The sequence below is a fragment of the Providencia rustigianii genome (assembly GCF_900637755.1).
GTDB lineage: Bacteria > Pseudomonadota > Gammaproteobacteria > Enterobacterales > Enterobacteriaceae > Providencia > Providencia rustigianii.
Window position 1 is genome coordinate 3,439,094 of sequence record NZ_LR134396.1, and the last position, 12,666, is coordinate 3,451,759.

Consider the following 12,666-nt stretch of genomic DNA (forward strand, 5'->3'; position numbering starts at 1 on the left):
TTTAGTTTCTGTTGAATATTTATAAAAATAATATTTATTGATTATTCAACAAATTAGAAATTGCACTCCCCCTACAAAAAATTGGCATAAACCCTGCATTAGCTCTGATGAAAGGGCGGGAAACCGCTACATGAAAATATAGGAGCAATGTTGATGGAAAAAGTCATCACCGTCTGCCCGTATTGCGCCTCAGGCTGTAAAATTAACCTGAAGGTGGAGAACGGGAAGATCATAGGCGCAGAAGGCGCAAATGGTCACACCAATGAAGGAGAGCTCTGCCTGAAAGGCTATTATGGCTGGGACTTCATTCATGACACTAAAATTTTAACCCCGCGTTTAAAAAACCCGATGATCCGCCGTCAACGTGGTGGCAAGTTAGAAGTGGTTTCTTGGGAAGAAGCGATTGAATTCGCGAGCTCCCGCTTGTTGGCTATCAAAGAAAAATATGGTCCAAAAGCCATTATGACCACCGGTTCTTCCCGTGGGCCAGGTAATGAAGCCAACTTTGTGATGCAAAAATTTGTTCGTGCAGCGGTCGGTAGCAATAATATCGACTGCTGCGCTCGTGTCTGACACGGCCCTTCGGTTGCAGGTCTGCAGCGTTCGGTCGGTAATGGCGCAATGAGCAACTCAATTGTTGAAATTGAGGATACCCAATGTATTTTTGTCTTCGGCTACAATGCCGCAGACTCACACCCTATTGTCGCTCGCCGTATTTTAAAAGCGAAAGAAAAAGGGGCGCAAATTATTGTCTGCGACCCGCGTTATATTGAAACCGCGCGTATTGCAGATATTCACTTACCATTGAAAAACGGTTCTAACATCGCGTTATTGAACGCATTCGCCCACGTTATTATTGAAGAGAATCTGTATGATCAGGCCTTTATCGAGGCACATACCGACAAATTCGATGAATATCGTGGATTAGTCGCACCTTATACACCTGAATCTGTTGAAGAAATCACTGGCATAAAAGCAGCAGATATTCGTAAAACTGCGCGTATGTATGCCAAAGCTGAAACCGCAACCATTCTATGGGGTATGGGTGTTACTCAATTTTATCAAGGGGTTGAGACCGTTCAGTCACTCACCAGTTTGGCATTGTTGACGGGTAATCTCGGTAAAGCTCATGTGGGCGTCGGTCCTGTACGTGGTCAAAACAACGTACAAGGCGCGTGTGATATGGGTGCGCTGCCGAACACGCTACCGGGCTATCAATATGTGTCGGATAATGCGGCTCTGGAAAAATTTGCCAAATTCTGGGGCATTGAGAAAATGCCTGACGAAAATGGTATTCCACTGAGTGAAGTGCCTCACTTTATTGATGAAGGCGTGCTGAAAGCTCACTATGTGATGGGTGAAGATCCGCTACAAACTGAGCCTGACTTAGCAACCATTCGCCGTACCTTCGATAAATTGGAGCTGTTGATTGTCCAAGATATCTTTATGACTAAAACCGCGTCGATTGCTGACGTGATTTTCCCAGCCACTTCATGGGGGGAACATGAAGGTGTGTACACTGCCGCAGACCGTGGTTTCCAGCGTTTTTATAAAGCGGTTGAACCTGTCGGTGATGTGAAAACAGACTGGGAAATTATCAGTCTGATGTCTACGGCGATGGGCTATCCAATGCATTACAACAATACCAAAGAAATTTGGGATGAGCTGCGTGAGCTGTGCCCAATTTATTTTGGAGCAACCTACGAAAAAATGGCGGGATTGGCATATATTCAATGGCCATGCCGTACATTAGAAAGCGAAGGTACTGAGTATCTGTATGACGGTGGTAATTTTGATACGCCAAACGGTCGTGGTCAGTTCTTTACTTGCGACTGGCGCCCGCCAATCGACCAAGTCAGTGAAGAGTATCCAATGGTACTGGCTACCGTGCGTGAAGTCGGCCATTACTCTTGCCGCTCTATGACGGGTAACTGTAAAGCGCTTGCTGCGCTTGCGGATGAGCCGGGCTTTGTACAAATCAATACTGCGGATGCGAAAGCACTCGGTATCAAAGATCAGGAATTGGTCTGGGTTTGCTCACGCCAAGGTAAAGTCATCACGCGTGCCAATATTAGCGATCGCCCAAATAAGGGTGCCGTGTATATGACGTATCAGTGGTGGATTGGAGCTTGTAATGAGTTGGTTGCGGAAAACTTAAGTCCGATAACCAAAACACCTGAGTATAAATATTGTGCAGTACGTGTTGAGCCAATCGCGGATCAACCCAAAGCTGAGCATTATGTAGTTCAGGAATACACAGCGATTAAGCGCCGCTTACGTGAGGCTGCTGAAGGAGTTTAATTTCCTTCATTCTTTGCACTGTAGGGGCTAGCAACCTACAGTGCAATTTATATTGAAAACTATTCAAAAATAATAAAATCCATCATCCAATAAAATTAGGTAAATAAAATATTAATCTCAGTTAAAAACTATTTAATATAAAAATAACCTTCCCTCAAAATAATCAACATCCTCTTCAATGCATAAATTCTTATTTGATTTTTTCTTTTTTCTGTTCTTTTAATACCTATCAATCTCTAAATAATTCGCGTTGTGGCTAGGCGGCAGACGCAGCTAAGCCCTAGGAGCATACACAAGTATGTGACTAGGGTTAGTAAGGATAGCCAACAACGCCACGGCGTGAAGTATGACGAGATTAAGTATGTGACTCGGGTTAGCGAGGCCAGCCAACAACGCCACAGCGTGAAGTATGACGAGATTAAGTATGATGAGATTACTGGAATAAATCTTGAACACTAATGCCAAGTCTCTGCATCCTCGACAATAGCGTTGTTCTCTTTAACCCCAGCCTCATGGCAGCCCCTCTCGCTCCCGCAACCACTCCATTAGTGGCTTTCAGCGCTTCAATGATCCGATTCCGCTCTTCATCGTCACTCTCTGGGGCGTCGGTTTGCATTTTCCTCTCCAGAGAGCTTGGCTTTTTTAAGGCTTCTTTTATACGTGATGGTTTGGGAATATTCAGCTCATGCAACTGAATATTCAGTGTATTTCCTCGAGTTAAAATCACCGCACGCTCAATCACATTTTCTAACTCTCGTACATTTCCTGGCCACGGATACAGCGATAACTGTGCCAATGCATCTCGGGGAATACAATCAATTTTACGGTTCATCCTCTGTGCCATTTTCTTGGTAAAGTAAGTCGCTAACAGCGGGATATCTTCAGGTCTGTCACGTAATGGCGGGATCACAATCGGGAATACATTCAAACGGTAATAAAGATCTTCACGAAACTCCCTATCTTCCGTCATTTCTTTGAGATTTCGATTGGTTGCCGCAACTAAACGAACATCCACTGGAATCACTTTATTGCCACCAATGCGCTCAATTTCACGCTCTTGCAATACGCGCAATAGTTTTGGTTGTAGATCCAATGGCATATCACCGATTTCATCCAAAAATAACGTGCTTTTATTCGCCATTTCAAAACGGCCAATATGGGTGGTTGTCGCGCCGGTAAATGCCCCTTTATCGTGGCCGAATAAATCGCTTTCTAATAATCCTGAGGGAATTGCCGCACAATTCATTTTAATCAGGGTATGCTGATGCCGTTCACTGAGCTGGTGAACCGCACGGGCAATAAGCTCTTTCCCCGTTCCCGTTTCCCCTAAAATTAATACTGTGCTGTCACTGCGAGCCACCAAATCCACTTGCTCCAAAACTTCACGCATGGCTTGGCTTTGGAAGATAATTTCGCTAAAACTGTTGGTGCTTTGGATCTGCTCATTCAGCCATAGATTTTCATTTTTTAGGCTATCTTTAAGGCGAGTAATTTCACCGTAAGCCGCGGCATTATCCACTGCGATTGCAAAACGCGCGGCAATTTGCTTGAGTAAGTTACAATTATCCTCGGTAAAAATATGATCATCTTCATGGGATAATACCAATACCCCCAAAGGCTTATGGTTAAATGCCAATGGTAATAACAGCGTTTCAGCCATTCCTTCAGCACATAAATGTTGATACAGCGGATCTTGGGTTTTGGGGTCGAGAGTCAACCGCAGTGGTTTATTATCATCTAGCACAGTGGCTAAATCAGAATGCAGCTCATTCAGGTGATATTGGCTTTTCTTAACGGGCTTTGAACGCTGATAGTGACTTGAATAACAGAGATAAACTGCGGAGCTGTAATTGTCACACAGCGCAACACTGATTTGGCTAATGCCAAAAAATCGGTAGATCTCTCTGGAAACTTCAGCGACTAATCCATCCATCTCTAAGTGAGAAAGTACAGAATTAGTAATATCCACAAGGATCCTAAACTGGTCACGTTCATGGCGAATGTGTTCGGTGGTTTCGGGTTTACTCACAAAATCTCCAATCTCATCTTAATTCGCTGCATTGTTAAGTCAAAATAGGCTAACAATAATGAGAATTAGTTAGAGTTTAAAATTTTCATTTAATAAACTTCTTATCTATAAATAAGAGAGAAATAAAAAAGTTTTATACTGTGATTAGTGCGATTGCTATTTTTTATTTAATGCTAATATTGTAATCGGAATTAGAAAAATTAATATCTCAGTCTGATTTAAATTTGATCCATCCACCTATTTTGTATAATTCATTAATTCATCTATATACCAAAAGATACTTAAAAACAGTTCGACAATAATGTCGATAAACGTGTCGAATATTAAAATTTTGCGAATTATCATCCCTTAATAATAATTAATATTTTGATTTTACTGAGTTATTTTATTTCGCCAATTTGGCACGATCCATGCTTATAGATAAGTATTGTCAGCAGAAGGCGAGGCGGCCGGAAAATACCGGATAGGATGCCCGTCATGGATCATTCAGGAGAAGTTGATGAACCGTTTCATCATTGCAGACCCAAAGAAGTGCATCGGCTGTCACACCTGTGAAGTCGCCTGCGTGGTTTCCCACCAAGAGCAGGAAACGGGTATTGCCACCGTAGTAAAAGATGAGTTTTTCCCACGTATTCATGTATTAAAAGGCTATACCGTCAGCACCGCTGTAATTTGCCGCCAGTGTGAAGATGCCCCATGTGCCAATGTGTGCCCAAATGGTGCCATCAGCCGCAAAGATGACTTTGTGTATGTTGATCAAGCTAAATGTATTGGTTGTAAAACCTGTGTCATTGCTTGCCCTTACGGCACCATGGAAGTGATCAGCCGCCCTGTTGCCCAGCAAGCAACCGCATTAAATACAATCCCACAATACCGAGCAGAGGCCCATAAATGCGACCTTTGCCATACCCGCGAAGGAGGCCCCGCTTGTGTGGAAGTGTGCCCAACAGAAGCCTTAATCGTTGTCGACAGAAATAAAATGGATGAAATCATCAAAGAGCGTCGTCGTCGCGCCGCCTTTGAAATGCCTGCTGATATTTTGTCTTAAGGGATAGCCCATGCATGAAGTTGCCTTATGCCAAAGCGCATTTGAGATCATTGAACAGCACGCTAAACGCAACCATGCTCGGCGAGTCACTGGCGTATGGCTAGAGCTCAGTGCTGTTTCTTGTGTGGAAGAGTCCGCGGTACATTTTTGTTTCGATATCATTTGCCGCGATACCCTCGCCCAAGGCGCTGCATTGCATATTCTTATTGCCCCTGCACAAGCGCAATGTCGGAATTGCCAACATCAGGTAAAAATAACTCAGTTTGGTGCTGGTTGCCCGCATTGTGGCAGTCAAAATTTAATTGTGGATAGCAGCAGTACCATGCAAGTGAAGCAAATTGAAATTGAATAATTTATTCAGGAGTCAACTATGTGTTTAGGTATTCCCGGCAAAGTAATTACCGTTGGTAAAACCCCAATGGACAATGCCCAAGTTGATGTTTGTGGCGTAAAGCGGGATGTAAATATAGCCCTTGTTTGTGAGGGAGATACTGAAAGCATGGTGGGCAAATGGGTGCTAGTCCATGTTGGTTTTGCCATGAGTATCCTCGATGAAGAAGAAGCCCGTGATACCCTAGAAGCATTAATGGCAATGGAAGAAGTCGAGGAAGATGTGGGGTATTTTTTAAGGGGAAATGCGTGATGACAATATATTTTTAAATTAGTAACTTAGAATATATTCTGGGTACATAACTCTTATCTGGAGGAGCGATGTACCCATATCAATAGCCACCAGTTATTAGGCTATTTATCAAAACGGTAATTGCAATTATTCCGCTGAACAACCCGTTTTGAATGGCGTTTTTGTGGTGAGTGCAGCAATAGCTTCACGATAACACAGTTCAAGTTTTGCACGACTATCGGCTGTAATATCGAGATCAATTAAATACCCATCGGTGATCCCGTAAATCCAACCATGAACCATAATATCTTGTCCACGTTTCCATGCAGATTGCAGAACAGTGGAATGCCCTAAATTATAAACTTGCTCAACAACATTTAATTCGCATAAGCGATTAATACGTTCTGTTGGTTTAAGCTCCCCTAGCATCCGGCTATGTTTAAACCAAATATCACGGATATGCAGCAGCCAATTATCAATTAAGCCTAGCTCATCATTTTCAATAGCCGCCTCAATGCCGCCACAACCATAATGGCCACAGATAATAATGTGCTCAACTTTTAGAACATCAATGGCATATTGAATCGCAGACAAGCAGTTTAAATCGGTATGAATAACCAAATTAGCAATATTGCGATGTACAAAAAGCTCTCCTGGACCCACTTTCATTAATTTTTCAGAAGGTACTCGGCTGTCAGAACACCCAATCCATAAAAATTTAGGTTGTTGATCTTTCGATAAAGCCTTAAAGAAATCAGGGTCTTGCTCTTTAATTGAAGTCGCCCATTCCCTATTATTTACAAATAATTCTTTAATTCTATCCATCGCCATTTGGCACGCTCACTTACAGATATGACATTTTGAAGTTCATTATACAGACCATCTTAATTTAATCAGTGTAATAGGCTTTAATACCAGTAGATTATTCTCAATATTTTGATTCAAAAAGAAAAAAACCGCGCTACAATCCCTATAGCGCGGCACACTTCATTCCCTTGAATAACTTTCCTTAAATTAAACGTTATTCACCATCAAATAGTTTAAACCCACCCAGCCCATTCCACGCTGGTAAAGCTTGATAAACCTGCTCAACGGCGGCGATCACTTTGTCATTCATCGGCATATAAAAACCGACTAAATCGGGCTGAATACCTAAGAAAATAATCTCCCCGACATCTTCTTTGAGCTGATCGATCAGAAAGTTCAGCGGCAGATTATGAGTGCTCATAATGAACATTTCGGCGATATCATCAGGGTCGATAATGCGAATTTCCCCCGGCGCTAAACCGATATCTGCGGCATCAACAATCAATAATCTTTGGGGCTTTAAGGCTCGAACTTGGTGAGAAACACTTTCAGGGCTGCTCCCCCCATTAATTGCCATCCAACCATCGATCGGATTTTGCTGCATCAATTCAAACAGCATGGGGCCTGCACCATCATCCCCCATCATGCTATTACCCACCGCCAGCATCAGATTTTGTACTGGCGCTTGGTTTTCTGAAGATAGTAATTTTTCTGACGGCAAGTTTTCAGCTAAGTACTCAGACTCCATTGAAAAAGAAGGTTGCGTTTGTCTTACGACATCGCTCATCGGTTGCCTTTTCACGATCAAATAAATCGCCGGTTCGCGCTCAATTTCCCCGAGCAATCGAATCAGCGTGGCGCTCCAGGCTTGATACGGCGAATCACTGTCTTTAGCAAAACCATCTAACGCCAACGCCAGCATATTGGTGTGCGTGGCGTCGATATTAATTTCACCAAATGTAATGAGTCCCTGTAATTTGCGGCGCGCCTCCCCTTCAGGAAGCGCATTCACCCATGCTTGGTAGCCATCCAGTGGACATTCTAGTTCTGTTTTTAAGCAGTCAATCATCCCAACATGGTGACCAATTGCCAGCGAGTAATACATGACTTGCTGGGCTTCTTCGGGAATATCATCGTCACTGTCGACAAATTTTTGGCGCAGTGACCAGAAAATCACTTTGCCGGATTCTGTGGATGACTTACTCATTAATGCCCCCTTGCTGCAATACGGTCACCAAGCGGTTTACAATGTCACGCAAGCGCGGATCTTGCTCTTGATCCATCCATTGCTGCATGCGACTTTGTACTTGGCTTGGTGTTGCACCATCGAGCAGAGACAAAAATTGGTCGCTGATTTCTCGACCTTGGAAATAGCCCGCTTGGCGACGCGCTTCCCGCTCAATCATTACTCGAGTTGCTAATGGAATCGAGGGCAGTAATAACTCAACCCGCTCATCATCAGCTTCACGGTGATCTTGCCCGACTAATTTCTGTTGCAGTAACCCTAATGCCACGGCAAAACCGTAGATAGTGGCCGCTGGAGTTGGAGGGCAACCGGGGATCCACACATCGATCGGCACAATATGTTCGCTACCGCCCCATACACAGTACAAATCATGGAAGATCCCGCCGCCACAGCCACACGCCCCGTATGAGATACAGATTTTTGGATCCGGTGCAGACTCATAAGCCCGCAGTGCAGGCATGCGCATTGCACGAGTTACCGCTCCCGTGAACAGCAAAATATCCGCATGCCGCGGAGAAGCTACCACTTTGATCCCAAAACGTTCCGCATCGAACACGGGAGTGATCGCCGAGAAAATTTCGATTTCACATCCGTTACAACCGCCACAGTCAACACGGTAAACATACGCCGAACGTTTGATATCTTTCAGTAGCGTACTTTTGAGTTTTGCCACCTGTTCGTCGAGAACAATAGGCTGGCTAACATGGTGATTGACGGGGATATTTGGCAGACTCATGATTTATCTCCCTGAATATGCAAACGGAAGTTCTGGCGATCATTATTGGATAAATTATTCTTTTGCTTACAGGATGGGCACGTTTCATACATAGGACGCAGGGCTTCGATGCCGCTCGCTTCAACACCTGAAGCCACCATTAGAGCCATGGCATATTCCACCGATTTTTTCGGTGCAAATGCTTCGCCACACTGGCGACAATGTTGTAAGCGGAATGTCCCTTTCATGTACAAGTCCGCTTTATTCATTACCGCAGTTTCAAACTCTTCCGTCAGATGGATAGCGCGGGTCGGGCAAACCTCTTCGCAGCGAGCGCAATAAATGCAGCGCCCTAAAAATAACTGCCAGCGACGTTCCCCGCTTTCTAAATCCGTTTCCATGGTTAATGCATTGGCAGGACACGCAGAAATACAGGCACCACACGCGATACATTGTTGTGGATCGTATTCAGGTTTACCCCGAAAACCGTGTGCCACTTCCAATGGTTTAAACGGATATTTCACCGTTGCTGTTCCCGCATTACGAAGGGTTTTAAATAGCTTAAACATTTTATTCCCCTTATTTCATAATGGATTGTTTGCGCTCGATGCTGTATTGCTCAAGCTCTTTATATGCCACAGTTTTCGCTTTGCGTTTTTTTACATCCACCAGCGTCACGCGGTCAGTACAGGAATAACAAGGATCGAGACTACCGATAATCAATGGCGCATCAGAAACCGTATTGCCTTGCAACATATAGCGCAGCACTGGCCAGTTGGCGTAAGTCGCTGCACGGCAACGCCAGCGGTACAGTTTTTGGTTATCCCCTAGCATGCTCCAGTGAACATCCTCACCCCGTGGCGCTTCGGTGTAACCCAGTGCGAATTTATGCGGCTGATAGGTGAAACCTTCAGTGAGGATTGGACCATCAGGCATATTGTCGAGGGCATATTCAATCATCGACAGGGAATCGAGTGTCTCTTTGATGCGCACCATGACACGAGAATAGACATCGCAGCCATCTAAGGTAAATAAGGTTTTTGGTAAGTTGCCATAGTCAGCAAATGGATGGTCGAAACGCACGTCACGTTTAAAGCCGCTGGCACGGATCATCGGCCCTACTGGGCTATAATCACGAGCCACTTTCGGGTCTAAGCGACCCACCCCAACGGTACGCTGCTCCATATTTGGGGTACTCAACAGCATATCCACCAGCTGGGTCACATCTTGGCGCATCTCTTTGACCAGTTGGATGGTTTTGACTCGCTGCTCTTTTAAGAAGTCACGGCGTACACCACCAATTAAGTTGGTACCATACGTTTTACGCGCCCCAGTGAGTAATTCTGCCATGGTCATGGATTTTTCACGCACACGGAAAAACTGCATAAAACCGGTATCAAAGCCCGTAAAGTGGCTGGCTAAACCAATATTAAGTAAGTGGCTATGTAAGCGCTCAACTTCTAACAGTACACTGCGAATAGTGTGAGCACGCGGTGGAACATAAATACCGAGCGCATTTTCAACGGAAGAGGTGTACGCCACGCTGTGGGTAAAACCGCAAATTCCGCAGACACGGTCAGATAAGAAAGTGACTTCGTTATAACCCATGCGGGTTTCAGCCAGCTTTTCCATACCACGGTGAACATAAAACATCCGGTAATCCGCATCGACAATCCGCTCGCCATCAACGAATAAACGGAAGTGTCCCGGTTCATCGGAAGTGATATGCAGCGGACCAATAGGTACGACGCGGCTTTGGGTTTTGCTGTCGTTGATAAATTCGTAAGTTTCGGTATCTGTGGTTGGCTCTGGACGTTGACGGTAATCCATGGTGTCTTTGCGCAGCGGATACAGGTCTTCAGGCCAATCATCCGGCAGCACTAAACGGCGTTCATCCGGTAAGCCCACTGGGCGTAAACCGTACATATCACGGATTTCACGTTCGCCCCATACGGCTGCTGGTACACGCGGAGTCACCGATGGAAATTCTTGAGTGATTGGGCTGACATAGGCTTTCACCGTTACCCAGCATTTTTCTCCCTCTTCCATCGACAGCGCATAATACACCGCAAACTGACCGTTAAGTGGACGTTCATCGTTGCCCCACAGTACTGGTAACCAGCCGCCACAACCGTAATAAAGAAACTCGACGACTTCTGGCAGCATGTCAGTTTTGACGGTGATGGTGACTTGGTTGGCGGTTTGCCACTCCTCTTCCAACATGGCATGAGGAAATTTCTCGCGCACTTTTGCCAGATAGCCAGCGCCTTTACGAACGCCCTGAAGGGTATCTGCATAATTCTGATAGCTCACGTTATTTCTCCTGCGATGAAGGTTCGGAGGTGCTTACACCCCACGGCCATGGGTAATTTAAAGTGGTCAATTGCTCTGTAGCAGTGGCACTGTCTTTTAAGACAATGGTTGCCGCATTTTCGAGTAAACGGCTCACTGGCTGAGGAATATGCGTTCCCATCACCAGCATCAGCACAATCAAAATGGCCATCGGCAAGGTGGTTAAAATACCCAGTTCCCCACGAGAGACACATTCAGGTTGCTCACCAAATAATGTTTTGGAGATCATGCGGATCAAACCGCCCAGCACGACAGTTATCAGGATTAATACCAACAGAGTTAACCAGAAATGATCCATGGCAATACCCGCCACGACGATCATAAATTCACTTAAGAACACGTTGAAAGGCGGCATTCCGCCTAGTGCTAATGCGCCACCCGCAAACATTACCGCGGTAAATGGCATAGTACGTAATAGCCCTTTGACCACAGTGATATCACGGGTACCATATTTGAGTAGAACGTTACCCGAACCACAGAACAGCAAGGTTTTGCCCAAGCTGTGGTTTAAGGTATGTAGCAGTGCCGCCAGCACACCTAATGGTCCGCCAATGCCTAATGCCACCGCAATCAGCCCCATATTTTCCACACTGGAGTAAGCCAGCAGACGCTTCATATCTTTTTGAACCAAGATAAAGAACGCCGCCACCGCCACAGACATTAACCCGAATACCAGTAATAAAGTTTGAGTAAACTCGCCGCCAATCGATGAAGTGACGATGATGTAGTAACGGATGATAATCAGTAGCGCGCAGTTCAGTAGTACCGCCGACAATAATGCCGATGTTGGGCTTGGTGCTTCACTGTGCGCATCCGGTAACCATGCGTGCATTGGGAATAGACCCGTTTTGGTACCAAAACCGATTAATACAAACACAAAGGCAAGGTGCATCAGAGTTGGATCCAGTAAATCGGTGTATTTCAGGACTTCCGTCCAGAAGATAGCCATTTCAGGATCCGGCATCACGTTCACCGCATTGGCATACACTAAAATGGTACCGAATAGACCAAACGCCACGCCGACGCTACAGATAATGATGTATTTCCATGCGGCTTCCAGCGAAGAACGTTGCCCATAAATGCCCACCAAAAATGCCGAGCTTAATGTAGTGGCTTCTACCGCAGCCCACATCAGGATCAGGTTATTGCTGGTGATCACCAACAACATGGTGAACAGGAATAAATGGAAGAAACCGTAGTAATTACATAACGTTCCTACGCTGATTTCGCCATCATGCACTTCATGGTTCATATAACCGATGGAGTACAACCCTGTCAGGAAGCCAACAATCCCGAGAATGGCGAGGAATAAACCCGCAAGGCTATCGAGGTGGATCCAGCGACCAGCCATCAGCAAATCGCCAACCTGATCAATGGTGCCGACCATCCATAACGATAAAACCAGTAATACGGTAATTCCCACTGTATGAATCAAGGTGACGGGAATTTTTGCGCCATTACCCAGCAAGCGGCAAGCAAAAGCCAGTAGCGAAATCACTAGCGGTGTTGCCATTAATAACGTCAATAACATAGTTTGACTCATCTC

11 protein-coding genes and 1 pseudogene are annotated in these 12,666 nt (G+C 45.1%); 4 read left to right on the plus strand and 8 right to left on the minus strand.

The window, feature by feature from the left end; translation table 11 throughout:
* Positions 1 to 153 precede the first annotated feature (153 nt).
* Entirely contained in the window at positions 154 to 2,301 is a 2,148-nt protein-coding gene (gene fdhF / locus EL244_RS15840) for a formate dehydrogenase subunit alpha (protein ID WP_126462225.1), read from the plus strand.
* A gap of 433 nt (positions 2,302 to 2,734) precedes the next feature.
* On the opposite strand, the gene EL244_RS15845 is transcribed toward fdhF, so the two are convergent.
* Positions 2,735 to 4,330: a sigma 54-interacting transcriptional regulator gene (locus tag EL244_RS15845; protein ID WP_115164736.1), complete on the minus strand. Its 1,596-nt coding sequence runs from the start codon at positions 4,328 to 4,330 to the stop codon at positions 2,735 to 2,737.
* Positions 4,331 to 4,829: 499 nt separating this feature from the next.
* On the opposite strand from EL244_RS15845, the gene hydN reads away from it, so the two are divergent.
* The 3 genes from hydN to hybG are packed head-to-tail and all read left to right on the plus strand — an operon-like array spanning position 4,830 to position 6,021.
* A complete protein-coding gene (gene hydN / locus EL244_RS15850; RefSeq protein WP_126462228.1) occupies positions 4,830 to 5,378 on the plus strand; it encodes an electron transport protein HydN in 549 nt (182 codons plus the stop codon).
* Positions 5,379 to 5,388: 10 nt separating this feature from the next.
* On the plus strand, positions 5,389 to 5,730 hold the full coding sequence (gene hypA / locus EL244_RS15855; protein ID WP_126462231.1) for a hydrogenase maturation nickel metallochaperone HypA: 342 nt from the start codon (positions 5,389 to 5,391) through the stop codon (positions 5,728 to 5,730).
* A gap of 18 nt (positions 5,731 to 5,748) precedes the next feature.
* Complete coding sequence (gene hybG, locus EL244_RS15860) at positions 5,749 to 6,021, plus strand: hydrogenase maturation factor HybG (RefSeq protein ID WP_006814421.1); 273 nt, start codon at positions 5,749 to 5,751, stop codon at positions 6,019 to 6,021.
* Positions 6,022 to 6,147: 126 nt separating this feature from the next.
* Here hybG and can read toward each other — a convergent pair whose 3' ends face one another.
* From can to EL244_RS15890, 7 genes and pseudogenes are all read right to left on the minus strand, one after another.
* On the minus strand, positions 6,148 to 6,831 hold the full coding sequence (can, locus tag EL244_RS15865) for a carbonate dehydratase (RefSeq protein WP_006814422.1): 684 nt from the start codon (positions 6,829 to 6,831) through the stop codon (positions 6,148 to 6,150).
* Positions 6,832 to 7,021: 190 nt separating this feature from the next.
* On the minus strand, positions 7,022 to 7,474 hold the full coding sequence (gene hycI, locus EL244_RS18100; RefSeq protein ID WP_230084883.1) for a hydrogenase maturation peptidase HycI: 453 nt from the start codon (positions 7,472 to 7,474) through the stop codon (positions 7,022 to 7,024).
* A 183-nt stretch (positions 7,475 to 7,657) separates the two neighbouring features.
* Positions 7,658 to 8,014, minus strand: a pseudogene (locus EL244_RS18105) (formate hydrogenlyase maturation HycH family protein); the annotation flags it as partial.
* Positions 8,007 to 8,789 carry an NADH-quinone oxidoreductase subunit B family protein gene (locus tag EL244_RS15875; RefSeq protein WP_006814424.1) on the minus strand — a complete coding sequence of 261 codons (783 nt, stop codon included), beginning with the start codon at positions 8,787 to 8,789 and terminating at the stop codon, positions 8,007 to 8,009. The gene EL244_RS15875 and the pseudogene EL244_RS18105, both read right to left, overlap by 8 nt.
* Complete coding sequence (gene hyfH, locus EL244_RS15880) at positions 8,786 to 9,337, minus strand: hydrogenase 4 subunit H (protein ID WP_006814425.1); 552 nt, start codon at positions 9,335 to 9,337, stop codon at positions 8,786 to 8,788. The genes EL244_RS15875 and hyfH overlap by 4 nt, the downstream gene beginning before the upstream one ends.
* A gap of 10 nt (positions 9,338 to 9,347) precedes the next feature.
* Entirely contained in the window at positions 9,348 to 11,081 is a 1,734-nt protein-coding gene (locus EL244_RS15885; protein WP_006814426.1) for a hydrogenase large subunit, read from the minus strand.
* Position 11,082: 1 nt separating this feature from the next.
* A complete protein-coding gene (locus EL244_RS15890) occupies positions 11,083 to 12,663 on the minus strand; it encodes a hydrogenase 4 subunit F (protein ID WP_006814427.1) in 1,581 nt (526 codons plus the stop codon).
* Positions 12,664 to 12,666: the final 3 nt, after the last annotated feature.

Coding starts and splice junctions, on each gene's coding strand:
- hydN (WP_126462228.1), top strand. CDS start 4,830: ATGAACCGTTTCATCATTGCAGACCCAAAGAAGTGCATCGGCTGTCAC.
- hypA (WP_126462231.1), top strand. CDS start 5,389: ATGCATGAAGTTGCCTTATGCCAAAGCGCATTTGAGATCATTGAACAG.
- hybG (WP_006814421.1), top strand. CDS start 5,749: ATGTGTTTAGGTATTCCCGGCAAAGTAATTACCGTTGGTAAAACCCCA.
- can (WP_006814422.1), bottom strand. CDS start 6,831: ATGGCGATGGATAGAATTAAAGAATTATTTGTAAATAATAGGGAATGG.
- hycI (WP_230084883.1), bottom strand. CDS start 7,474: ATGCTGGCGGTGGGTAATAGCATGATGGGGGATGATGGTGCAGGCCCC.
- EL244_RS15875 (WP_006814424.1), bottom strand. CDS start 8,789: ATGAGTCTGCCAAATATCCCCGTCAATCACCATGTTAGCCAGCCTATT.
- hyfH (WP_006814425.1), bottom strand. CDS start 9,337: ATGTTTAAGCTATTTAAAACCCTTCGTAATGCGGGAACAGCAACGGTG.
- EL244_RS15890 (WP_006814427.1), bottom strand. CDS start 12,663: ATGAGTCAAACTATGTTATTGACGTTATTAATGGCAACACCGCTAGTG.